A 23,403-nucleotide genomic window follows, 5' to 3' on the forward strand; every position below is an offset into this window, starting at 1 on the left:
CTCGACCATTGGTCGCGGTGCCCCGGCAAGGTTCCGTGTGTATAGTTGACGGTGGCAGAACGCCGTCAGGGGAGAGGAGGGAACGCGATGGTCTCCGATAAGGACACGCCGGGAACCGGACCGGGTGCCGGGGCAGGCGCCTCGTCTCCGAAAGCAGGTGAAACGGGCAAGCCAGGCAACCGCCGGCCCGTCACCATCGACGTGGTGCCTGAAAAGGTCGAGGCCAAGGTCGAGGCAAAGGCCGACGCCCGTGCCGCCGACAAGACCTCGTCAGACAAGCCGGGCGCCGACAAGCCTGCCACCGACAGAGCGGGTGCCGCGTCTGCGACCAGGCCGGAGACAGCCGCGCGGGCGGGTTCGGGTGCGGGCAGCGCTTCGGCTGCTGCCGCCTCGGGTGCCGCCGCTGCCTCTTCCCCGATGCCGGGCAGCGCTGCTGCCGCTGCCGGGCCCACGTCCCAATCCAGTCCCACGGCCCAGCCGTCCGGTCCTTCGGGTAATCCATCGTCTGCGTCCTCTCCGGCATCGGCTCCGGCCGCATCGTCCGCTGCCGCTTCGGCCGGATCATCGGCTGCCGCGGCTGGAACGGGGTCGGCTCCGGCCGTGCCGCCGGCGCCCCCGTCCGCGTCATCGTCGTCCTCCTCCACCTCCTCGTCCTCTTCTTCTTCCTCCGCGTCACAGGGCGGCAAGCCTGCGGCGTCCATGGCTGCGCCCGAGAAACCGGCGACCGGCCAGACCCCGCCTGCAGCCTCTGCCGACCGGATGCCGGCCACGGGCGTCAGCTTTGCCGGCGCGATGGCGGCGGCCCTGCTGGTCGGCGTGGCGCTGATCGGAACCTTCTACACCCTCAACCAGACCGGCCTGCTGCCGCTGAAGGCGGCGGCTCCGGCCGTCTCGGATGATGCCCTGGCCGACCGGGTGCGGCTCGACACGCTGGAGCGCCAGCTTGCCGAGGTGGCTGCCCAGCAGGCCAGCGCGGCAACGGCGCCCGCAAGCGGGGGCGACGGGGCGCTGCGCGATCTTGAGGCGCGGCTGACGGCCATGGTCGATTCCGTGCGCAGCGACAACCAGTCCCGGCTGACGGAGTTGACGGCCCGTCTGGAAACCGTGGGCGCGGCACCTGCGGCCGCGCCGTCGACGGCGCAGCCCGCAGCCACAGATGCAGCTCCAGGCGGCGAGGCCGTGGCCCAGGTGGCGACGTTGCAGCAGGGCCTGCAGGCGGTCAACTCGGCGCTGGCAAGCGTGCAGGCTGCTGTCTCGGCCTCCGATGCAGCGCTGAAGAGCCTTTCCGACGGGCAGGTGCGCGATGCCGAGGCGATGTCGCGGCTTGCCGACGAGCTCGCCGCCCTGACGGGGCGCAGCGAAACCGCGCTGGCCGACCTGCGTCAGGCCACCGAGGCCCTGGGTCAACGTCTGGCTGCGGTCGAGGAGACCATGGGGGATGCGTCGGCGCGCGAGATGGCGGCGCGGGCGCTGTCGGTTTCGGCCCTGCGCGCGGCGGTCGACGCCGGTCGGCCCTTCGTCACCGAGCTGGCCGCCGTCAAGGCTGCGCTGGGCGAGGCCTCCGCCGCCGACATGGCCGCGCTTGAGGCCAATGCGGCCCGGGGCATCGCGCCGACGGCCCAGTTGATGGCGCAGTTTCCCCCGCTCGCGCGGGCCATTCATGCGACCTTTGCCCAGACCGATCCCAATGCCAGCGTGCTCGACAATCTGCTGACCAGCGCGGCCTCGCTGGTTGCCGTGCGCGGGCCGGGCGACGCCAGCGGCGAGGGGCCGGAAGCCCAGCTCCGCCGGATGGAGATTGCCGTCAAGGCGGGCGACCTGCCAGCTGCCCTGGAGGCCTACGGCCGGCTGCCGGCAACCGCGCAGGCGCCGGCTGCAAGCTGGGCCGAAGCGGCGCGCGCCCGGGTCGCGGTCGACCGGCTGACCAGCGACACGGCCAGTGCCGTGCTGTCCGCCATCGCCCGCAAGGGCAACTGAGGTGACCCTGAACCAGGAGCAACCGGCATGATCCGTGCCTTCGTCTTTTTCGCCCTGCTGTTCGCTGTCGCTCTTGGCCTTGCGTGGATGGCCGATCTGCCCGGTGTGATTTCCATCGGATGGGAAGGCTATGTCTGGGAACAGCCGCCGCTCGTCGCGCTGCTCCTGCTCTGCGTGCTCCTCGGTCTGTTTCTCGGGGCCGTATGGCTGGTGCTGACGATCCTGCGGTCGCCGAAGATCGCCAGCCGGTTCTTCCGCCGGCGGCGCCGGGACCGCGGGTATCAGGCCCTGTCCTCTGGCCTCATTGCCCTGGGCAGCGGCAATGCCCGCCTCGCCCGCAAGCTGGGCCTCGAGGCAGACAAGCTCCTCGGCCGGGAACCGGCGGCCAAGCTGCTGCTGGCCCAGGCTGCCCAGTTGTCCGGTCAGCATGCGGAGGCGCGGCAGCGCTTTGAGGCCATGCTCGACAGCCCCGAAACCCGCGCTCTCGGCCTGCATGGCCTCTTCATCGAGGCCGAGCGGCAGGGCGAACCGGTTGCCGCCCGTCACTATGCCGAGGAGGCCTTGAAGAGCCAGCCCGGTCTCGACTGGGCCGGACGCGCGGTTCTGGGCTATCAGGCGGTCGCCAATGACTTCGAGGCAGCGGTTGCGACCCTGGAGCGCAACTATACCGCCAAGCTGATCGACAAGCCGACCTATCGCCGCCACCGCGCCGTGCTGCTGACGGCCCGGGCGCTGGAGATGGAGGATCGGGATCCGGACCAGGCCATGGCGCTGGCCAAGGAGGCGCACGGGCTGGCGACCGATCTCGTGCCGGCGGCCGTTGTGCTTGCCCGGCTCGCCACCCGCAAGGGCGACATCCGCAAGGCGACCAAGACCCTCGAGGCCGCCTGGAAACTTGCGCCGCACCCGGATCTGGCTGATGCCTATGCCCATGCCCGGATCGGCGATTCCGCCCTCGACCGGCTGAAGCGGGTCAAGACCCTGGCCCAGATGCGCGCCCATACTGCCACCGGTGCGCTGGCCGTGGCGCGCGCGGCGCTGGAGGCGCGCAAGTTCGACGAGGCACGCGAGCAGCTGAAATTTGCCCTCACCACCGAGCCGAGCCGCGGCGCCTTCGTGCTGATGGCGGAACTGGAAGAGGCCGAGCATGGCGACCGGGGCCGCATGCGCGAGTGGCTGGCCCGGGCCGTGCAGGCCCCGGCCGACATGGTCTGGATGGCAGACGGCGTCGTGTCTCCGGACTGGCGGCCGGTCTCGCCGGTGACAGGCCGGCTCGATGCCTTCGTCTGGTCGCGGCCCGTTGGTCCGACGCCGGACGCGCCGCTGGTCGAGGACGCCCTGTTCGACGCACCGCTTCTGGCGAGCGCCGGCGAGGCGGGCGTCAGCGTGCTGGCGGCGGCTGCCGGCGCACCGGCGATGGGGCAGGCTCCCGACCGCGCTGCCTCCCAGGCGACCACGCCGTCGTCCGCTCCCGCATCCGACATGGCGTCCGGGCCTGCCCCTGCGGCCGAGATCATCGAGGCCGAGGTGGTGGCAAGACCGAAGGCGGCCGAGGCCGCCCGGCCGTCCCCGGCGGTTGAAGGGGCGACACCGGCATCTGCCGCAAGAGCCGGGTCAGCCGAGACCGCAAGTGTCACCGGCAAGGAGAGCACCGGTCCTGCCTACAAGCCACCGCGCATCGGTGCCAACCTTCCCTTCACCGCCCCCGCCGGCCTCGCGCCCGGGCGGATGCCGGATGATCCCGGGCCGGATGCCGACCCGGACGAGGGGCCGACCAAGGCGCGGGAACCCGGGCCGGCCTTCTTCGGCTGATCCCGCTGCCAAAGCTGCGGCGACAGACGGCCTCGCCCGGCCCCGGCGAGGCCAGAGCTGCGGATGGCCGGCTTGCGCCCGCGATGGGCGCCGGCCCCTGCCGGCTCAGAACGGGAAGAAGATCGGGATCACCAGCACCGAGATGATCGCGAACAGGACGTTGAGCGGCACGCCGACCACGAGGAAATCGCGGAACCGGTAGCCACCGGCGCTGTAAACGAAGGTGTTGGTCTGGTAGCCGATGGGCGTCGCGAAACTGGCGCTGGCGGCAAACATCACGGCCATGATGAAGGGCCGGGGATCAAGGCCCAGCTGCTGCGCGAGCGCAATGGCGATCGGCCCCACCAGCACCGCGACGGCGTTGTTGCTGACCACTTCCGTCAAGGCCGAGGTGAGGCAGTAGACCACGGCCAGGATGACGATGGGCGGCGCATGGCCAATCAGGGTCATGACGCTGTCGACGATCAGCTGGACCGAGCCGGTCTTCTCGAGGCCGATGCCGAAGCCCAGCATGCCGTAGATCAGGAACAGGATGCGCCAGTCGACGGACTCGAACGCGTCCACCGGATCGATGCAGCGCGTCATCATGACGATGACGGCGCCGATCACGGCCAGTCCTTCAATCGGCATCACGCCGAAGGCGGCCAGCAGCATGACGCCGGCAATGGTGGCGATGGCGATCGGGGCCTTGTGGCGGCGGATCGCGCGTTCCTGCGGTGCCGAGAGGTTGATCAGTCCCTCGTCCTCTGCCAGACGCTGCAGCCCTTCTGCCGGGCCCTCCAGCAGCAGCGTGTCGGCAAACTGCAGCCGGAGATGGTCGATCTCGTCGGAGATGTTGCGGTCCTGCCGGTGCACGGCCATGACATAGACGCCATAGGTGCGGCGCAGGTTGAGGGCGCTGAGCGAGCGGCCGATCAGATGCGAATTGGGCCCGACGCTGGCCTCGAGCATCAGGGTCTGGTCGGCTGCCACCGGCTCGAAGCCCTGGTCGGCGACGTCACGGAATTCGATCTGGCCATTTTCCTTGAGGGCAAGGATCTCGCCGGTTCCCGTCTTCACCACGATGCGGTCACCCCCCATCAGGGTCAGATCGTCCAGCCGATGGCGCAGGGAAAGTTCGCCGCGCAGCACGTCGAGGATCCGCGTGCCTGCGCCGGTGAAGGGCAGGTCGGCCAGCGTCTTGCCGACATAGCGCGAGCCGCTCGGGATCAGCAGGCGGGCCATGAAGCGGCGGGAGCCGCCCTGGCTCAGCAGACCGGCCATCGACTGGCGTTCCGGCAGCAGGTAGCGCACGGCAAAAAGCATGTAGACAAGGCCCGCGACGGCAAAGATCAACCCGGGACCACTCATCTCGAACATGCCGATCGGTTCCAGCCCGGCCTTGGTCGCGATGCCGCTCATCAGGATGTTGGTGGAGGTGCCGATCAGGGTGATCGTTCCGCCGAAGATGGCGGCATAGGACAGGGGGATCAGGAACTTGGACGGCGTCGTGCCGAGGCTGGCGGCCACGGCGATCATGACGGGCGCCAGCAGGACCACCACCGGCGTGTTGTTCATGAAGGCTGAGGCGGTGATGGCGAACAGCATCATGATGAACACCGCGCGCAGGTAGGAGCCGCGGGAATGCCGGTGCAGCACGTCGCCAAGGATCTGCAGCACCCCGGTCCGTTCCAGCGCGGCGCTGATGATGAACATCATGGCGATGGTGATCGGGGCACTGTTGGAAAAGACCCCCAGGAACTCGCGCGTGTCGAGGATGCCGACAGCCAGCAGAACCGCCGATGCCGCCAGGGCGGTCAGCTCCGGCGGGTAGATTTCCTTGACGAATCCCAGAATGACGAGGCCGAGCAGCAGGAAAACGAGAAACTGGTCAAAGGTCATGTGCTGCGCGTGGCTCCCCCCGGCGCGCCCCGTCGGCGTCACCCTTGTTTCGGACAGTAGCATTGCCCGACGGCAACGATGAAGCAATCGGCAAGCGCCAAACGGCGCAATCGCGAAATCGGTTGCTCCGGATCATCGGTCTGCAGGAACAATCGGTCAGGAGCGCCGCCGTGCTGCCGGCGTTGCCCTTGCCAGCTCAAAGGGTTCGGCCGAAGCGGCCCTGGTCCTTCCGGGCCGGTGTCGGCTCGGGTTCCACCTTGCCCCAGCGCTTTTCGCGCACGCGGCGGATGCGGCGGCGGCCAAGGTCCGACAGCCCCTTCGGCAGCTCGATGCCGGCCCGGTCCATGTCGACGAAGATCCGCTCCAGATCCGGGATGGCTTCGGTTGCAATGACGAAGACGGCGCCGGTCTTCGAGGTCAGCCGCAGCGCCTTGGAGGGGGCGGAGCCGGCCACCAGCGTCACGCCGTGGCGCCGGTCGAGAAAGGGCGCGAACAGGGAGAGGCCGCGCGGCAGTTGCCAGATCCGGATCTCGGCCCGGGCAAGCTCGGTGTAGCGCAGCCGCATGGTCAGTCCGAAGTCGGTCACTTCAAAGCCGTTGCCGAAGAACCGGGCCCAGGAGGTTGCCTGCCGTGCCGAGACATAGAAGATCGGGAAGCAGAAGGCGGCCGGCAGGAACAGCAGCATCGTCCAGCCCGCCACGGCGGAGGGAACATAGGCGGCGGCGACCAGCGGCAGGGCAAAGAAGGGCACGCCGACGAGAAAGCCGATGCAGTCGGACATCAGGATCGTGGGCTGCCACTCCGGCTGGACCGCACCGGCCGGCGGCTTCTGCGAGGGCAGGCCAACATAGAGGCCGACGGCGGCCGCAAGGCAGACAAGACCGGTCAGAGGCGAGAACACGGTAAGCCCGCCCGCCAGACCGAGCACGGCCAGACCGAGCGCCCCGATGCGGCGCATAAGCTCGATCAGTCCTGTCTCGCTCATCCCAAGCCCGCTTGCCCGCCCATCTGTTCCGCCCCGTACGCCTGAGCTCGCCGCTTTGCCAGCCGCACAAACGCGCAGCTGCGGCCGCGAATCACCGCGCACATCCACCTGCCGATGATTGCGTTGGCGGGAAGGCAGCGGTCAAGCGGCAGAAGGCGCCTGACGTGCGCTCGCATCCACAAACCGGTGACTGAGGAAGGCCCGATGACTGAACAAGGCCAGCTGACTTGAGGAAGCTGGTGCCGCTGAAGGGACTCGAACCCCCGACCCCATCATTACGAATGACGTGCTCTACCAACTGAGCTACAGCGGCAATCCGGTTCCGGTGTCCGGAACGGAACCTGTCGATGACAGGCAAAACCGGCAAGGCGCGGGGCGCGTCGCGCGGCTGGTGCGGGTGATAGCGGAGAGCAGCCGGGGATGCAAGCCCCCTTGCTGCATTTGTCCCGCCCGGTCAGCTCCAGGCCGGCTTGCGCTTGTCGAAGAAGGCGGAAATGCCCTCATGCGCTTCCGGGTCTTCCCAGCAATCGGCCAGCCGCTCGATGGTGGCGGCAATCACCGCCTCGGTGATCGGCGTGCCGAGCGAGCGGGCGAGCGCCTTGGCGCGGGCGACCGCGCCGGGGGCCGCCGCCAGATAGGGCTTCACCTCGCGCTCGACCGCCACACCCAGCTCTTCGGCCGCCACCACCCGGGCGACGAGATCGAGGTCGCGGGCTTCCGCCGCATCGAACAGGCGCGCCGACATGAACACCCGCCGTGCCTTGCCCTCGCCCATGCGGGCGACGACATAGGGGCTGATGGTCGCCGGGATCAGACCAAGGCGCGTCTCGGTCAGGCCGAATTTCGCGCCGTCCACGGCAATGCAGACGTCGCAGACGCTCATCATGCCGATGCCGCCGCCGAAGGCCTGGCCCTGCACCCGGCCAATCAGCGGCTTCGGCAGCTCGTTCAGCGCCTGCAGCATCACGGCCAGCTTGCGCGCCTCTGCGATGCGCGTCGCCCGGTCGGCGGTGAACTGCGCCCGCATCCAGTCAAGGTCCCCGCCGGCACAGAAGCTTGCCCCCTCGCCGGTCAGGATGACCACGCGCACGGCTGGATCAGCACCAAGTTGCTCCGCCGCCGCTGTCAGCTCGGCGATCATGGTCGCGGACAGGGAATTGTGCTTCTCGGCCCGGGCCAGCGTCAGCGTGGCGACCCCGCGCGGGTCGGTGTCGATGCGAATGGTCTCAAACATCTCACGCCTCCTCACGCAGGGACCGGGCAAAGGCCGCCGCCTCTGCCAGTTTTTCGAGGTCCAGTCCGGTCTCGTAGCCCCGTTCGGCCAGCAGTCTTGCCACGGCCTCGGTCGCCACATTGCCCTTCGCGCCGGGGGCATAGGGGCAGCCGCCGAGGCCGCCCACGGCAGCATCGAAGGTCCGCAGCCCCTTCTCGAGGCTCACCTCGATGTTGGCGAGCGCGTTGCCGCGCGTGTCGTGATAGTGGCCAGCGAGGCGATGGGCTGGCACCTTTGCGAGCACCGCGTCCAGCATCCGGCCGATGCTTTCCGGCGTGCCGGCGCCGATCGTGTCGCCGAGCGAGACCTCGTAGCAGCCCATGGCAATCAGCTCGGCCGCCACATGGGCGACGCTTTCGGGTGGCGTCGGCCCGTCATAGGGGCAATCGGTGACGCAGGAGACATAGCCGCGCACCGGAATGCCGTCGTCCAGTGCCTTGTCCAGCAGCGGGCGGAAACGCTCCAGGCTCTCGGCGATGGAGCAATTGATGTTCTTCTTCGAGAAGCCCTCGGAGGCCGAGCCGAATACCGCCACCTCGTCGGCGTGGGCGTTGCGCGCGGCGGTGTAGCCCTTCACGTTCGGCGTCAGCGCCGTGTAATGTACTGACGGCTTGCGGCGGATGCCGGCCAGCACCTCCGCCGCATCGGCCATCTGCGGCACCCACTGCGGGCTGACGAAGCTGGTCACCTCGATCTTGACGAAGCCGCAGTCGGTGAGCATGTCGACCAGGCGGATCTTGTCCCCGGTCGCGATCATGCGCTTCTCGTTCTGCAGCCCGTCGCGCGGGCCCATCTCGAACAGGGTGACGAAGCCGGTCATGGGCGCAGTTCCTTGCTTTCCTCGCTGGCGCGCTGGCGCAGCTCGCGGCGGATGACCTTGCCGGTGGTCGTCATCGGCAGGGCATCGACGAAATCGACCTCGCGCGGATATTCATGCGCCGCGAGGCGGGTCTTGACGAACAGGGCGATGTCATCGGCCAGCGCGTCGCTGGGCTCGACCCCGGCCTTCAGCACCACATAGGCCTTCACGATCTCCGTGCGCTGCGGGTCCGGCTTGCCGACCACGCCCGCCATGGCGACGGAAGGATGGCGCAACAGGCAGTCCTCGATCTCGCCCGGACCGATGCGGTAGCCCGACGAGGTGATGACGTCATCGTCGCGGCCGACAAAGCGCAGCCAGCCGTCGGCGTCGCGCACGCCGGTGTCGCCGGTCAGCAGCCAGTCGCCGAGGAACTTGGTCCTGGTTGCCGCCTCGTTGTTCCAGTAGCCGAGGAACATCACCGGATCGGGCCGCCGCACGGCAATGAGCCCCTGCTCGCCGTCCGCGGCAATCTCGCCTGCCTCCGTCACCACGTTCACATCATGGCCGGGCACCGCGCGGCCCATGATCCCGGGCCTTGCGTCCATCACGGCGGCGCAGCTGGAGACGATCATGTTGCATTCGGTCTGGCCGTAGAACTCGTTGATGGTGAGGCCAAACACCTTGCGGCCCCAGGCGATCAGCTCGGCGCCCAGCGTTTCGCCGCCCGAGGCGACGGAGCGCAGCGACAGGCTGTAGCGGCTCTCGGGGCTCTCCACCTGGCGCATCATCTTCAGCGCGGTGGGCGGCAAGAAGGCATTGCGGATGCCCTGGGCCTGCATAAGCTCGAAGGCCGCCTCGCCGGTGAACTTGCGGAAGCGGCAGGCCACGACCGGAATGCCGTGATACAGCGCCGGCATCAGCACGTCGAGCAGGCCGCCGATCCAGGCCCAGTCGGCCGGGGTCCAGAAGCGGTCGCCCGGGCACGGCAGGAAATCATGGCTCATCTCCACACCGGGCAGATGGCCGATCAGCACCCGGTGACCGTGCAAGGCCCCCTTCGGCTGACCTGTCGTGCCCGAGGTGTAGATGATGATCGCCGGATCGTCGGCGCCCGTGTCGACGGGCGTGAACTGCGTCTCGTGGCCGGTCAGGGCCCGTGCCAGATCCTCGGCGCCGTCCATGGCCCCATCGATGCAGAGCACGGTGGTGAGCGCCGGCAGGGCCTCGCGCAGGCGGGAGAGCTTGGCCGCCCCGGAGGCATCCGTGACAACGATCTTCGCCCCGGCATTGCCGAGCCGGTACTCCAGCGCTTCCTCGCCGAACAGCGTGAACAGCGGGATCGTGATCGCCCCGCATTTCAGCGCGGCGATATGCGCGGCGGCCGTCTCGATGCTTTGCGGCAGCAACACGCCGACCCGGTCGCCCCGCTCCAGACCACGCGCCCGGAACAGGTTGGCGAGGCGGTTCGACAGCGCCTTCAGCTCGCCGAAGCTGACGCGCGTCGCCACGCCATCCTCGGCCACATAGGTGATCGCCTCACGCTCCGGCTCCACATCGGCCCAGCGGTCGCAGATGGCGACGCCGATGTTGAAGCGCTCGGGCACGCGCCAGCGGAACCCGTCCCGCAGCGCCTCGTAACTGTCGGCGGAAGCCAGCGCCGGGTCAGGCTGCATCGGCCGTCTCCTCGGCAAGGGCCAGCAGCAGCGTGCCGTCGGTCACCTGCTCGCCGGCGGCAACGAAGACATCGGCAATCACGCCATCGCGCGGGGCGGTCAGCGTGTGTTCCATCTTCATCGCCTCGAGGATGACGAGCGGCTGGCCCCTGGTCACAGCCATGCCCTTCTGCGCCGTCAGTACCTTGACCAGACCCGGCATCGGCGCAACCAGCTTGTCGCCGGCCGCATCGCCCTCGTCGTCTCCGGACAGGACATCCGCCCGGACAAACTCGAAGGCCTCACCGGCATAGAACACGGATAGGCCCTGGCCCGTCTCGGCCAGCCGTGCCTTGTCGCGGTGGCCGCCCGTGTCGAAGCGGATCTCGCCATCGCCCACATGGGTCAGCTCCAGTTCCAGCACGTTGCCGGCAAGATGCACGGCAAAGCGGCTGCGGCCGAGGCTGCGCGCCTCGATCTCGTGCCGCGCGCCCTTGTGGTCCAGCACGGCGAACTGGCGCGAGGCGCTCCAGCCACGCCAGCCGATGAGACGGTCCCAGGGATCCGTCCCTTCCGCCGGACGCAGCAGCCCGAGGCTCGCCAGCGCCGCCAGTGCCATCACGGTCGGCGGCGTCTCGCCCTGGGCGATGAGCGCGTCCTGGTCGCGGCCGATCAGGCCTGTGTCCACGTCGCCTGCGGCAAAGCCCTCGTGCCGGCACAGCGCCGCCAGGAAAGTGGCGTTGGTGACGGAGCCGGCCACTTCCGTTGCCTCCAGCGCGGCCAGCAGGCGGGCGAGCGCGGTCTTGCGGTCCGGGCCATGCACGATGATCTTGGCGATCATTGGGTCATAGTAGGGGGTGATGGTGTCGCCCTGGCGCACGCCGGAATCCACCCGGGCGATGTGCGCAGGCAGACGCAGATGGTCGAGCGTGCCCGTCGCCGGCAGGAAGCCCTTGGCGGCGTCCTCGGCATAGAGCCGCGCCTCGAAGGCCCAGCCGTTGATCGACAGCTGGTCCTGGGTCAGCGGCAGCTTCTCGCCGCTCGCCACCTTCAGCTGCCATTCGACGAGATCCTGCCCGGTGATCGCTTCGGTCACCGGATGCTCCACCTGCAGGCGGGTGTTCATCTCCATGAAGTAGAAGCGGTCTTCCGACAGCCCGTCCGACACGTCGGCAATGAACTCGATGGTGCCGGCACCGGAATAGTTGATCGCCTTGGCCGCCCGCACGGCGGCAGCGCCCATCGCGGCGCGCATTGCCTCCGGCATGCCGGGCGCCGGGGCCTCCTCGATCACCTTCTGGTGGCGGCGCTGCAGCGAGCAGTCGCGCTCGAACAGATGCACGGCATTGCCGTGGTTGTCGCCGAAGACCTGGATCTCGATATGGCGCGGCTTGGTCAGGTACTTCTCGATCAGGACGCAAGGGTCGCCGAAGCTCGCCTGCCCCTCGCGCTGCGCGCCTTCCAGCGCAGCGAGGAAGTCGATCGGATCATCCACCCGCCGCATGCCCTTGCCGCCGCCGCCGGCCCGGGCCTTGATCAGCACCGGATAGCCGATCTCGTCGGCACGGGCCTTCAGGAAGGCGGGGTCCTGGTTGTCGCCGTGATAGCCCGGCACCACCGGCACGCCGGCCTTCTGCATCAGCGCCTTGGCCGCGTCCTTCAGGCCCATGGCGCGGATCGCGTCGGCGCTGGGGCCGATGAAGGTGATGCCGGCAGCCGTCAGCGCATCGACGAAGCCCGGGTTCTCGGACAGGAACCCGTAGCCCGGATGCACCGCTTCCGCCTTGCTGAGACGGCAGATCTCGATGATCCGCTCGACCTTCAGATAGCTCTCGGCCACGGGCGCCGGTCCCAGCCGCCAGGCCTCGTCGGCCAGCGCCACATGCTTGGAGTTGGCATCGGCGTCGGAATAGACCGCAACCGTCCGGATGCCCAGCCGCCGCGCGGTTTCGATGACCCGGCACGCAATCTCGCCCCGGTTGGCGATGAGGATTTTCTTGAACATCACTGTGCCTCCCCGGCCAGATCTTCCACGACGCGGAACCGCTCGCAGACCAGTTCCATGTCCGGCGAAAAGCCGCCGTTGCGATCAAAATAGGCCCCGTGGTCCCGCTGCCAGCCGGCGAGATCTTCGTTCTCCCCCTCGCTCAGGGCAAACTCGGCATCGACATCGCAGAAACGGCGGATCGCCACGGACGTGGTCTCGATGACGAGGGCAGGCGTGTCGTCCCAGTTGAGAACGATGTCCCGGCGTCCGGCCACCGGCAGCGCCTCTTCCCCCTCGGTGAAATCGCGCAGCGCTCCGCAGGTGCCGGTCTTGCGGCCACTGCGTACCAGGGCAATCAGCTCCGCCGACAAGCGCTCGCTGTCGCCGAACTTGAAGGTGACGGCGCCGGGATACTTGGCTTTCAGATCATCCAGTGTCTTGGTCATGGCATCACATCCGGAACAGGCCGAAGCGGGTGTCGTCGATCGGGGCGTTGAGCGCGGCCGACAGGGACAGGGCGAGGCAGTCGCGCGTCTTGCGCGGGTCGATGATGCCGTCGTCCCACAGCCGTGCCGAGGCATAGAGCGGATGGCCCTGCGCCTCGAACTGGTCGATGACCGGTTGCTTGAAGGCCTTCTCTTCCTCCGCCGACCAGCTGCCGCCCTTGCGCTCGATGCCCTCGCGCCGGACGGTGGCCAGCACGCCGGCGGCCTGTTCGCCGCCCATCACCGAAATGCGGGAGTTCGGCCAGGTCCACAGGAAGCGCGGGGAATAGGCGCGGCCGCACATGCCGTAATTGCCCGCCCCGAACGATCCGCCGACCAGCATGGTGATCTTCGGAACGGAGGTGGTGGCGACCGCCGTCACCAGCTTGGCGCCGTCCTTGGCGATGCCGCCGCTCTCGTATTTGCGCCCGACCATGAAGCCGGTGATGTTCTGCAGGAACACCAGCGGGATCTTGCGCTGCGAGCACAGCTCCACGAAATGCGCGCCCTTGACCGCGCTCTCGGAGAACAGCACGCCGTTGTTGGCAATGATGCCGACCGGCATGCCGTAGATATGGGCAAAGCCGCAGACCAGCGTCGTGCCGTAGCGCGCCTTGAACTCGTCGAAGCGCGAGCCGTCGACCACGCGGGCGATGACCTCGCGGATGTCATAGGGCGTCTTCAGGTCCGCCGGCACCACGCCGAGGATTTCCTCCGGGTCGTAGAGCGGATCTTCCGGGCTCACCAGATCGAGCTGCGCCGGCTTCAGCCGGTTGAGATTGGCGACCGCGCGGCGCGCCAGCGCCAGCGCGTGGGCGTCGTCACGGGCCAGGTGATCGGCCACGCCGGACAGGCGCGTGTGCACGTCGCCGCCGCCCAGATCCTCGGCGGTCACTTCCTCGCCCGTCGCCGCCTTCACCAGCGGCGGGCCGGCGAGGAAGATGGTGCCCTGGTTCTTGACGATGATGGTCTCGTCGCTCATCGCCGGCACATAGGCGCCACCGGCGGTGCAGGAGCCCATCACCACGGCGATCTGGGCAATGCCCCGCGCCGACATGTTGGCCTGGTTGAAGAAGATGCGCCCGAAGTGGTCGCGGTCGGGGAACACCTCGTCCTGGTTCGGCAGGTTGGCGCCGCCGGAATCCACGAGATAGACGCAAGGCAGGTTGTTCTCGGCGGCGATCTCCTGCGCGCGCAGGTGCTTCTTCACCGTCATCGGATAGTAGGTGCCGCCCTTCACCGTCGCGTCATTGGCGACGATCATCACCTCGCGGCCCTCGACCCGGCCGATGCCGGCGATGACACCGGCCGACGGGGAGGCATTGTCATACATCTCGTGCGCGGCAAAGAGGCCGATCTCCAGGAACGGCGAACCCGGATCAAGCAGGCGCGACACCCGCTCGCGCGGCAGAATCTTGCCGCGGGCGGTGTGGCGCTCGCGGGCAACGGCCCCGCCCCCGTCAAAGGCGGCCTCGGCCGCACGGCGCACCTCGGCCAGCGCGGCCTCATGGGCGGCGCGGTTCTTCTCGAAGGTCTCGCCGCGCGTGGCGACGTTCGATTTCAGAATGCCCATGGGCGGTTCGCTCCCTTGCGGTCTCAGGTGACGCTGCCGGTCACCATGTTGAGATAGATGGTCTCGATGTCGGTTTCGCTGAGGCGGCCACCGGGCCGGTACCAGGTGCCCAGACCCGTCAGCATGGCAATGAGGGCCCGGGTCACGACGCGCGGCTCGCTGACCCTGAACTCGCCCGCCGCCGCCCCGCGTTCCAGGATGCGGGTCAGCACGTCCTCATAGGCGCGACGCTGCGCCTCGATACCGGCAAAGTTCTCCGGCTCCAGGTTGCGCAGCTCCATGTAGGAGATGAACACCGCGTCGGTGCGGGCCAGGTGATAGCGGATGTGAAAGCGGGTGAACCGCTCCAACGCGGGCTTCGGGGCCTCGTCCGCCGGGGCCGTCGCCGCTTCCTGCTCCCAGGCGGCCAGCAGCGCGGCCATATGGCCGGACATCAGGTCCCTCAGGAGATCCTGCTTCGTGGGGAAGTGATTGTAGAGCGCGCCGGGCTGGACACCGACCTCTGCCGCGATCTGGCGCATGGACACGGCCGCGTAGCCCTGACGGGCAAACAGGCTGAGCGCAGCTGCGCGCACGCGCTCCGCCGTCTCCTCGCCCTTCGCTCCGCTCGGTCGCGCCATGGTTGCTCTTCCTCCCGGATTGGAAAATAAATGAACGATCATTCATTTTCAAGCCGTTTCTTGTCCGGCATGTTCCGGTCAGCCCGCGATCCGGGCCGGCGGTCGAGGGCTGCCTTGAGCGGGGGATCCGGCATCGCCACATCTTGCCAGGGCTTCGGCAAGCTGTCGCAATCGCGGTGTATTTTGCCGGCGGCAAATTCCGGACGGCAGGTTGCCGCCCGAGGACAAGGACCGGATCATGGACGGGAACGAGCAGAAGAACGCGCGCGAGTTGAGCTGGGTGGATGCCGAATGGCTCGACAGTCTCGATGAAGAGCTGGAGATGGAAATCGACGACCAGATGATGTCGCCGGAGCTGGCGCGCGAACTGGCCTTCATTTCCGACATGAAGCACAAGTCGACGGTCGAACGTCAGGTCTATTTCCAAGAGCTGCTGCGGCTGCAGGCCGAGCTGGTGAAGATGCAGGACTGGATCCAGCACACCGGCTACAAGCTGGTCGTGCTGTTCGAGGGCCGCGATGCCGCCGGCAAGGGCGGCGTGATCAAGCGCATCACCCAGCGTCTCAATCCCCGCGCGGCGCGGGTCGTTGCGCTGCCGGCCCCCACGGAGCGCGAGAAGACCCAGTGGTACTTCCAGCGCTATGTGCCGCATTTGCCGGCGGCTGGCGAGATGGTCCTGTTCGACCGCTCCTGGTACAACCGCTCCGGCGTCGAGCGGGTCATGGGTTTTGCCAACCCGGACCAGGTCGAGGAATTCTTCAACGACGTCCCCGAATTCGAGCGCATGCTGGCCCGCTCCGGCATCAAGCTGGTGAAATACTGGTTCTCCATCACCGACCAGGAGCAGCAGCTGCGCTTCCTGATGCGCATCCATGATCCGCTGAAGCAGTGGAAGCTGTCGCCGATGGACCTGCAGTCGCGCATCCGCTGGGAAGCCTACACCAAGGCCAAGGAAGAGACCTTCGCGCGCACCAACATCCCGGAAGCGCCCTGGTTCATCGTCGAGGGCAACGACAAGAAGGCGGCACGTCTCAACTGCATCTCGCACCTCCTGTCGCAGGTTCCCTATGAGGAAATTCCGCATGACCCGATCAAGCTGCCGGATCGCGTGTTCAACCCGGACTACGAGCGCATGACGCTGCCGGAAGAACTCTACGTGCCGAAGATCTACTGACCGCGGGGCCCACGTGGCGCCGTTCCAGTCCCTCACGGGGGACTGGAACGGCGCGGAAAAGCCTGCCAATGTGCGCTCCCTTCCTGACGGTCGCACCATCGCCGCACCGGCTGATCACGTGCCACCGTTCTCTTGTTGCCGGTTCTGAGGAGCGTACATCATGACTGAAACTGCGAAGCCTGTTCGCTGGGGCGTGCTGTCGACAGCCCGCATCGCGCGGGAAAAGGTGATCCCGGGGATCCGGCGCTCGAAGACCGGGACAGTCGCGGCGATTGCCTCGCGCAGCCAGGAGAGCGCCGATGCGGCTGCCCGCGCGCTGGGCATTCCGGTGGCGCATGGCAGCTACGAGGCGTTGCTGGCCGATCCGTCCATCGACGCGATCTACAATCCCTTGCCCAACCACCTGCATGTGCCGATGACGATTGCCGCCGTGAAGGCCGGCAAGCATGTCTTGTGCGAAAAGCCGATCGCGCTGACGGCGGCCGAGGCGCGTCAGCTGCTTGACCTGCCCAGGGACAAGCTGGTTGCCGAGGGCTTCATGGTGCGCTGGCATCCGCAGTGGCTGAAAGCCCGCGAGATCGTGCGCTCCGGCGAACTCGGGGAGCTGAAGGCCGTGCAGGCGTTCTTCAGCTATTTCAACGATGACCCGGGCAACATCCGCAACCGGGCCGACATCGGCGGCGGCGCGCTGATGGACATCGGCTGCTACCCGATGGTGGCCGGACGCTTCTTCTTCGATGCCGAGCCGCTGCGGGTGGTCTCGCTGATCGACCGCGACCCGGCCTTCGGCACCGACCGTCTGTCGAGCGGCCTGATGGACTTCGGCAACGGCCGGCGGCTGGAGTTCACCGTCGCCACCCAGCTGGCGCCGTTCCAGCGGCTGCAGCTGGTGGGCACAAGGCGCCGGCTCGAGATCACCATTCCCTTCAACGCACCGCAGGGGGAGGGGGTCAGTCTCAAGCTCGACAGCGGCGCGAAGCTGGGCGATGCGGCTGCCGAGGTGCTCGAGATCGCGCCCTCGGACCAGTATGCCGAACTGGCGGACGCCTTTGGCCGCGCCGTTCTGGGCGAGGTGCCGGCGCCCTATGCCGCCGAGGACGCTGTGCGCAACATGGAAATCCTCGATGCGCTGGTCCGCTCCGAGCGCGACGGCGGCTGGGCGAACGTGTCGCCGCTCTGAAGGAGAAGCAGACGAAAAAAGGCCCGGGCGGATCGCCCGGGCCTTTTTGTCAGACTGCTGACAAACCTCGGAGTTTCGTCAGTTTGCCGTCATTCCGGACAAGGTGAGCGTTCAGCGAACCGCAGATCCGGAATCCAGCATGTCTGTGCGAGCGCACGCGAGCCCAAAACTAAGTCAACTCGATACGACTTGCGACCGGCATGTGTGTCGCGCTTCGCGCGGCTGATATCTGGATCCCGGCTCGGCGCTTCGCTCACGCTCAGCTGGGCCGGAATGACTGCGAGTAAGTTTGTCAGCAGTCTGGCAAAACGGCCCGGGCGGATCGCCCGGGCCGTTTTGTTTTCGTGGAGAGATCCGTCGATCAGGCGACCAGATCGAGCCAGATGCCGTCCTTGATCGCGTTGGCGACCAGGGCCTTGTTCTCGCCGCTCTCGGAGAAGCCGAACAGCACGTCGGCGCGGTTCCAGGAGCCATCCGACAGGCGCTGCTGCCAGCCGGCGAGACCGGCCGAATCCGCACCGCGGCCGAGCACGTTCTGATACAGCGCGTTGATGAAGGTGGTGTCCGAGGTGTTCTGGCCGTAGCGGTTGACGAACTCGGCCGAGCCGATGAACGCGGCGGACATGGTCTTGATGCCGAGACCGTTGTCGACCAGGTTCAGGTTGTGCGTCAGGCCGGGCTTGTCCGGGGTACGCGCGAAAGCGGCCTGGTACAGCCGGTAGACCTGGCCGGCGGTGCCGCCATCGGTGTCGAAGGCGAGGATTCCGTTGGTGAACTGGACGCGCTCGACATTGGTCAGCGTGTCCGTGCCGAAGCCGGCATTGTTCGCATTCACGACGATGGCGCCCGGGCCACGTTCGATCTGGACGTTTTCGCGGGTGGTCAGGAACTGGGCGACATCAAGCCCGCCCAGGCCGTCGATCGAGTCATTGCCGCCGTTGCCGAGGAAGACGTTGTGCGCCTCGTTGCCGACCAGACGGTCATTGCCGCCGCCGCCGATCGCCTTCTCGACGGTCACGCCGTTGGCGATGGTGAAGCCGCCCTTGACGCCCTTGACCCACGACACATAGCCGCCGGCGTTCTCGCCGGTGAGCGGTGCGGCGCGCAGGTCGATGGTGGCGTCGGCCGTGGCGCCGTTGGCCGAGATGGTGTCCACACCGCCGGTGTCCCAGATCGAGCGCCAGCTCACGCCCGTGGCGTTGGCGGTGTGCAGCAGGTAGGTGTTGTTGCCGGTTTCGGCGGCGCGGGCACCGTAAAGGTGCTGCACGGCGGCGATGTCGAAGGCCATGGCCGACGACGCGGTGCCGAAGGTCGGACTGGTCACCGGTTCGCCGGTCCAGCCGGACACGTAGGACATCACGGTGAAGATGACCTGGTTCTGGCCGTTGGTGCCGGTGTTGGTGTCCGCGCCGTTCGGAACGCCCGGGAACAGGGTGCCGTCATGCGGATGATACAGGCCAAGCGTGTGGCCGATCTCGTGCACGACGGTGTGGTAGCTGTCGCCACCGAGCGCCAGATTGTCGAAGTTCTGGCCGCGCACGGAGTATTCGATGGTGATCGGATTGGTGCCACCCGACGGGGCGGTCGTCTGGCCGAGCAGGTTGTCCTTGCCATCAATCGTCGTGCGCAAGATCGAGATGATCTGCGCTTCGGCCTTGTTGTTGGTCAGGACGAAATCGATGTTGGCAACGCGCGACCACTCGTTGAAGCCGGCGATGTTGCTCTGAATCTCGGCCTGAGACCACGCGCGGACGCCCGAATTGTCAAAAAAGATCTTGAGCGGCTGCGAGTTGTCCCAGCGCACCGGATTGGGGTTCTCCGGCTCGGTCAGCAGGCCGGCGATGTAAGGATTGGTCGGAATCTGACTGACGGTAACGAATTTCGTCATATGTGTTCTCCACAAGGGCACATATGAGGAATCTCATGGCGGCGCTGTGTTCGCAAGGTGGGGGGAGTGGCAATAAATGGGTGGTTCTTTTGACGCCTCGCGCCAGTCAGTGACGCAAGGTGGCGGAAGCCGAAGCCATTGTCGTCAGCCTGCCGGATGCACCCAACGGCAGCCTTCGGGAGTGCCTGCGCGGGACGACATATGCTCGCATGAGCTGATATGTGCAAGTCGCTAAAAATCAGGTGCAAGCCGGAGCCCGTGATTTTTTCATATGAATATGGATGGTCCTTCGGGGTCGAATAAAAGGCCGACTTCAGAGGGGGTGATCAATGAAATACATCAGACTGATCTGGGTTCATAATTCCGACTCATGTATATCTTGCATGGACTCAAGTCTGACTTCTAATACTTTGAATTAATTGAGTTATATTTCGCCTTTTAAAAATTTTTCGACGTTTGACTGTGTATGCGGAAGAGATGAAAAATGACTTTTCAAATTTCATCTAAATATTGAGGCGTTGATCGCATTGATCATCTGAGTGTGCAATCAGTTTCGAGTGGAAATGCAATGTTCGATGATCTCCGGTTGGGTGTTTACTGCTGCGGTCATGTCTTCCGGCGTGAGCGTGCAGTGCTGCTCGTGGTGCGGGACGGGACGGACTGGCAGTTTCTTTGCGGCGGTGTTGATCATTCGGATCCGGACGAGCCGTATCACGTGTGCATTGCCGGGCTGCTGGACGAAGATGGGACGCTTGCGGAGGTGTCGGACCTTGCTCCTGACGCGGAAGCAGAACGGCAGCGGCCCGGCGCGGACTGGCTTCGCACCCTTGGCTGCCATTAAAAGCGGTCTGGCGACACTGTCCGGACATCGCACAGGCGCCATCTTCCGCATTCGGTTGAGTGCGTCGATATCAGCCGGTGCCGTTGTCGGCGATTGTGAGGAAGGCTGGCGGAACGTGATCGGTCAGCCAGACGCCATTGTCGGCAACATGGAAGGTGTTGCCCGCAGACTGCATTGCAGCCGCATCGACACTCAGGATGACTGGTTTGCCATGGCGCTGTCCAACCGCATGCGCGGTCGCGCGGTCACGTGACAGATGCACCTGATGCCGCCCCTGTGGCGTCAACCCTTGCGACAGGATCGACGGCAGGAAACGGTCGGCCGTGCCATGGTAGAGGATGTCTGGCGGCGTCTGTGGGGGAAGATCGAGCTCCACTGTGACCGAATGCCCCTGAGCCGCCCGAATCCGTTTGCCATCGTCCGAAAGGGTGAAGCGCTTCTTGTCGTTCGTTTCGACGACGGCCTCAAGATCGGCAAGTTCAAACCGTGTGCCTGCCGCATTGGCTCGTTCGATCAGATCGGCAACGTCCGCCCAGCCCTGCGCGTCCAGCGTCAGGCCAATGGCATCCGGCTTGTGCCGCAAAACAAAGCTCAGGAACTTGCTGAGCTCGGTGGATGTCTTTGCCATTGGTCCGGTCTTCGTTCGCTTGGGAGCCAGAACGGGAATTTCCGGCGCGCATTCATCTGTTCATCGCTGATGGTTTTCCACCATTGCGGGTATAACTATCATGAAATTTGCCGAAGATCGACGTGGCGCGATGGCCAGGCGGTACGAAAGCCGCCCTTCGGCCCCAGCGAACGAGCCGACCATATCGGTGGGCTGCCCTAAGGGGGCAACCTGAGTTCGGTAGAACGATGCTGAAAGATGACTGAGCGAGGCGCCTTGATCACCATTGAAGAAGACGAAAATGGATTTCATCGCGTGCTGGCCGAGCTGCGGATCGATCTTGGACCAGTGAGCCTCGAAGAGGCAACGACGGTCCTTGGGATTAGGCCCACTCGAACGGGTGACGCTCACGACTCGCATCTCCAAGCAGATGGCGCTGGCGAGAGGGCTGCAGGACAGCATGTCTGGTTCCTGTCATCCGAGGAGGCCGTTTCCGGCAGAGACATGGCGCAGCATATCGACTGGCTGATAGAGGCGCTTTGCCCGGTGCAAGGGGCGTTGCGGCAACTGAGGCAGGCCGGTGCGCGGGCGACGACGATAACATGCGGGATCTGGTCGGCATACGGCGGCGCCAATGTTGACCTGACATCGCAACAGATATCAAAACTGAAGGAACTTGGTGTTGGGCTGGAGTTTGATATCATCTGCTCGGCGCCCGGTCGTGATCCCGTGATGATAGCTCTTGCGGCTCGCTGCTGGCCATATCAGCCTCCCGCGCCTGTACCTCGCGGCACTGATGATCCTCGGTGTGAGCGAGCGGATGTGCACCTCTGCATCTATCTGGGCGCATTCGATCCTTCGTATGCGACAGAGGTTCTCGGCACTGTGCCGACATCAACTCGCCAAAAAGGCCGGACCGTAACCAACAGTCTGGGATTGGTGAGAACGAACCCGCTGAACGCCTGGTTCCTGTCTTCCGAGCCGGTTGTCCTGTCGAAAGAATTCCGCTTGCACATGGACTGGATGCTGGACCAGATCCATCCCCGGCAGGGCAAGATCCAAGCTCTGCGAGATGACGGCGTGCAGAATTTTAAGTTGAACTGCTACTGGTGGTCGGCTTCGGGATATGGCGGACCAATCCTTGAGCGGGACCAGATCAGCCGGCTGGCTGATCTTGCTCTGGATTGCTTTTTCTCGTTTTCCTCCTATGGCCTTGATGACGATTGAAGAGCGTCAGGACCATTTGACGATTCGGACTGAAGACTGTCCGGATGCTCGACCGCCGCTCAGCATAACCGTCATGAACCAGGAAAATGGTGATCCCGGCGCGATTCGAACGCGCGACCCTCAGATTAGGAATCTGATGCTCTATCCTGCTGAGCTACGGGACCAACCGAAATCGCCTGTAGCATGTTTCTGGCGGAAGGGCGAGAGTTTGCGGGTGAAATGGCAGGAGCGCGGGAGGGCTGGGGATTGGATGTGGATCAGCACGGCGCCGGACCTCGCCCGCGCGGCAGGTCCGGCCGGGTCCGACAGGCCGGCTCCCGCTGCGCATCCGCTCAGGGGGTCGTGGCCGTTTACCGGTCCGTTTGCGGAACCGAGCCCGCGGTCTGGCCTTCGTCCGTGCCGGGCAACAGGCCTGTCCGGCGGGCTTGCGCCATCTGCCTGATGCCGGTGCTTGTGCTGGGCGGTGCCGTCGCGCCGGGCCTTGCCTCCTCCCGGGCTGCGGCCGCGGCTGTTGTGCTGGCCGGGGGCCAGCTCCCCGCTCCTGCATCGGGTCCCGGAACCGGATCGGCCGCCGGCCCGGCATCCGGTTCGGCATCCGGTTTGGCATCCGGATTGGCAGCCGGCTCGGAATCCGACCGGATCTCCGACCCGGTGCCGGACCCGTCAGGGGATCAGCCGGCCGGACCGCGGCCCGAGGCTGCAGGTCCGGAGGCGGCGCGCTGCCCCGCCCAGCCGGCGGACACCCGGCTCCTGCAGGTTCACACCGTCGCGCGCGATGGAACCCTGCAGGTCGATGACGGTCGCATGATCTGCCTCGTCGGGGTGGAGATGACGGAGGCGGGCAGGGCCTGGCTGATCGGCCAGCCTCTGCACGTGCTGCCGACGGGGCCGGAGGACCGCTGGAGCCGCCTGCCGGCGGTCGCCTTCCTGCCTCCGGATGCCGGTTTGCCGCCGCAGCGGCTGCAGGACCAGCTGCTGGCACAAGGGCTCGCCGCCTGGACCCCGGAGGCGCGGGCCGTTGGCTGCCTGGCCGCCTTCGGTGCCGCCGAGGCGACGGCCCGCGGCAGTGCGGTGGGCCTCTGGCGTGCGGCCGGGTCCGCCACGGGTTTGCCGGAAAATCCTGCGGCATCCCTGCGTCAGCGGGCCGGTCAGCCCGAACGCGTGCTCGCCCGCGCCGGACGCTTTGCCCTTGTCGAAGGACGCATTGAATCGCTTGGAAAATCCCGCCAGACCCGGTATTTGAACTTTGGACGTTCCTGGGCCTCGGACTTTACCGTTACATTCAGCAGCAGCCTCGAGGGCCAACTGGTCGCGGCGGGTCTCGACCCGGCGCGGCTGACAGGTGCTGTTGTGCGGGTGCGGGGCGTTGTCCAGACGCGCGACGGGCCCCATATCGAGGTAACGGATGTGGCCCAGATCGAACGGGCCGAGTGAAGTGC

At 66.6% G+C, this 23,403-nt stretch carries 19 protein-coding genes and 2 tRNA genes; 7 read left to right on the plus strand and 14 right to left on the minus strand.

Annotated features, from left to right (window positions below; all coding sequences use genetic code 11):
- Positions 1 to 65: 65 nt before the first annotated feature.
- A complete protein-coding gene (locus GWI72_RS19260) occupies positions 66 to 701 on the minus strand; it encodes a hypothetical protein (protein WP_161709674.1) in 636 nt (211 codons plus the stop codon).
- Between GWI72_RS19260 and GWI72_RS19265 the strand changes: the two genes are divergently transcribed.
- Together GWI72_RS19265 and GWI72_RS19270 are read left to right on the plus strand one after the other, a co-directional pair.
- The gene (locus tag GWI72_RS19265; RefSeq protein ID WP_161709675.1) at positions 700 to 1,977 is read left to right on the plus strand and encodes a COG4223 family protein; all 1,278 of its coding nucleotides are present in this window, start codon (positions 700 to 702) and stop codon (positions 1,975 to 1,977) included. The genes GWI72_RS19260 and GWI72_RS19265 overlap by 2 nt on opposite strands.
- A gap of 27 nt (positions 1,978 to 2,004) precedes the next feature.
- Positions 2,005 to 3,789: a heme biosynthesis protein HemY gene (locus tag GWI72_RS19270; RefSeq protein ID WP_161709676.1), complete on the plus strand. Its 1,785-nt coding sequence runs from the start codon at positions 2,005 to 2,007 to the stop codon at positions 3,787 to 3,789.
- Positions 3,790 to 3,894: 105 nt separating this feature from the next.
- On the opposite strand, the gene GWI72_RS19275 is transcribed toward GWI72_RS19270, so the two are convergent.
- From GWI72_RS19275 to GWI72_RS19320, 10 genes are all read right to left on the minus strand, one after another.
- Positions 3,895 to 5,670 carry an SLC13 family permease gene (locus GWI72_RS19275; protein ID WP_161709677.1) on the minus strand — a complete coding sequence of 592 codons (1,776 nt, stop codon included), beginning with the start codon at positions 5,668 to 5,670 and terminating at the stop codon, positions 3,895 to 3,897.
- 196 nt (positions 5,671 to 5,866) lie between these two features.
- Positions 5,867 to 6,655, minus strand: coding sequence for a hypothetical protein (locus tag GWI72_RS19280; protein ID WP_161709678.1), 789 nt, complete (start codon positions 6,653 to 6,655; stop codon positions 5,867 to 5,869).
- 237 nt (positions 6,656 to 6,892) lie between these two features.
- Positions 6,893 to 6,968 (minus strand) — tRNA-Thr (locus tag GWI72_RS19285).
- Positions 6,969 to 7,109: 141 nt separating this feature from the next.
- Positions 7,110 to 7,889, minus strand: a complete 780-nt coding sequence (locus tag GWI72_RS19290; RefSeq protein ID WP_161709679.1) for a crotonase/enoyl-CoA hydratase family protein — start codon at positions 7,887 to 7,889, stop codon at positions 7,110 to 7,112.
- Position 7,890: 1 nt separating this feature from the next.
- Entirely contained in the window at positions 7,891 to 8,748 is an 858-nt protein-coding gene (locus tag GWI72_RS19295) for a hydroxymethylglutaryl-CoA lyase (RefSeq protein WP_161709680.1), read from the minus strand.
- The gene (locus tag GWI72_RS19300) at positions 8,745 to 10,403 is read right to left on the minus strand and encodes an acyl-CoA synthetase (protein ID WP_161709681.1); all 1,659 of its coding nucleotides are present in this window, start codon (positions 10,401 to 10,403) and stop codon (positions 8,745 to 8,747) included. The genes GWI72_RS19295 and GWI72_RS19300 overlap by 4 nt, the downstream gene beginning before the upstream one ends.
- Positions 10,393 to 12,387 carry an acetyl/propionyl/methylcrotonyl-CoA carboxylase subunit alpha gene (locus tag GWI72_RS19305; protein WP_161709682.1) on the minus strand — a complete coding sequence of 665 codons (1,995 nt, stop codon included), beginning with the start codon at positions 12,385 to 12,387 and terminating at the stop codon, positions 10,393 to 10,395. The genes GWI72_RS19300 and GWI72_RS19305 overlap by 11 nt, the downstream gene beginning before the upstream one ends.
- Entirely contained in the window at positions 12,387 to 12,815 is a 429-nt protein-coding gene (locus GWI72_RS19310) for an ASCH domain-containing protein (RefSeq protein WP_161677917.1), read from the minus strand. Before GWI72_RS19310 ends, GWI72_RS19305 begins: the two co-directional genes overlap by 1 nt.
- Positions 12,816 to 12,819: 4 nt before the next feature.
- A complete protein-coding gene (locus GWI72_RS19315) occupies positions 12,820 to 14,427 on the minus strand; it encodes a carboxyl transferase domain-containing protein (RefSeq protein ID WP_161677918.1) in 1,608 nt (535 codons plus the stop codon).
- 23 nt (positions 14,428 to 14,450) lie between these two features.
- Entirely contained in the window at positions 14,451 to 15,047 is a 597-nt protein-coding gene (locus tag GWI72_RS19320; protein ID WP_161677919.1) for a TetR/AcrR family transcriptional regulator, read from the minus strand.
- Between the two features lie 238 nt (positions 15,048 to 15,285).
- Between GWI72_RS19320 and ppk2 the strand changes: the two genes are divergently transcribed.
- Both ppk2 and GWI72_RS19330 read left to right on the plus strand, forming a co-directional pair.
- Positions 15,286 to 16,221, plus strand: coding sequence for a polyphosphate kinase 2 (gene ppk2, locus GWI72_RS19325; RefSeq protein ID WP_161709683.1), 936 nt, complete (start codon positions 15,286 to 15,288; stop codon positions 16,219 to 16,221).
- Between the two features lie 160 nt (positions 16,222 to 16,381).
- Positions 16,382 to 17,401 carry a Gfo/Idh/MocA family protein gene (locus GWI72_RS19330; RefSeq protein WP_161709684.1) on the plus strand — a complete coding sequence of 340 codons (1,020 nt, stop codon included), beginning with the start codon at positions 16,382 to 16,384 and terminating at the stop codon, positions 17,399 to 17,401.
- 361 nt (positions 17,402 to 17,762) lie between these two features.
- Here the strand turns inward: GWI72_RS19330 and GWI72_RS19335 are convergent, their stop codons facing one another.
- Positions 17,763 to 19,289 (minus strand): DUF4214 domain-containing protein, encoded by a 1,527-nt coding sequence (locus GWI72_RS19335; protein WP_161709685.1) that lies wholly within the window; start codon positions 19,287 to 19,289, stop codon positions 17,763 to 17,765.
- Between the two features lie 568 nt (positions 19,290 to 19,857).
- Here GWI72_RS19335 and GWI72_RS19340 point away from each other — a divergent pair.
- The gene (locus tag GWI72_RS19340; protein ID WP_161709686.1) at positions 19,858 to 20,130 is read left to right on the plus strand and encodes a hypothetical protein; all 273 of its coding nucleotides are present in this window, start codon (positions 19,858 to 19,860) and stop codon (positions 20,128 to 20,130) included.
- A 70-nt stretch (positions 20,131 to 20,200) separates the two neighbouring features.
- Here the strand turns inward: GWI72_RS19340 and GWI72_RS19345 are convergent, their stop codons facing one another.
- The gene (locus GWI72_RS19345; protein WP_161709687.1) at positions 20,201 to 20,758 is read right to left on the minus strand and encodes an RNA 2'-phosphotransferase; all 558 of its coding nucleotides are present in this window, start codon (positions 20,756 to 20,758) and stop codon (positions 20,201 to 20,203) included.
- Positions 20,759 to 21,013: 255 nt separating this feature from the next.
- On the opposite strand from GWI72_RS19345, the gene GWI72_RS19350 reads away from it, so the two are divergent.
- Complete coding sequence (locus GWI72_RS19350; RefSeq protein ID WP_161709688.1) at positions 21,014 to 21,964, plus strand: DUF4279 domain-containing protein; 951 nt, start codon at positions 21,014 to 21,016, stop codon at positions 21,962 to 21,964.
- Positions 21,965 to 22,051: 87 nt separating this feature from the next.
- Here the strand turns inward: GWI72_RS19350 and GWI72_RS19355 are convergent.
- A tRNA-Arg gene (locus GWI72_RS19355) sits at positions 22,052 to 22,128 on the minus strand.
- A gap of 19 nt (positions 22,129 to 22,147) precedes the next feature.
- On the opposite strand from GWI72_RS19355, the gene GWI72_RS20040 reads away from it, so the two are divergent.
- Entirely contained in the window at positions 22,148 to 23,398 is a 1,251-nt protein-coding gene (locus GWI72_RS20040; RefSeq protein WP_209000188.1) for a hypothetical protein, read from the plus strand.
- Positions 23,399 to 23,403 lie beyond the last annotated feature (5 nt).

The organism is Pannonibacter sp. XCT-53 (assembly GCF_009915765.1).
Classification (GTDB): domain Bacteria; phylum Pseudomonadota; class Alphaproteobacteria; order Rhizobiales; family Stappiaceae; genus Pannonibacter; species Pannonibacter tanglangensis.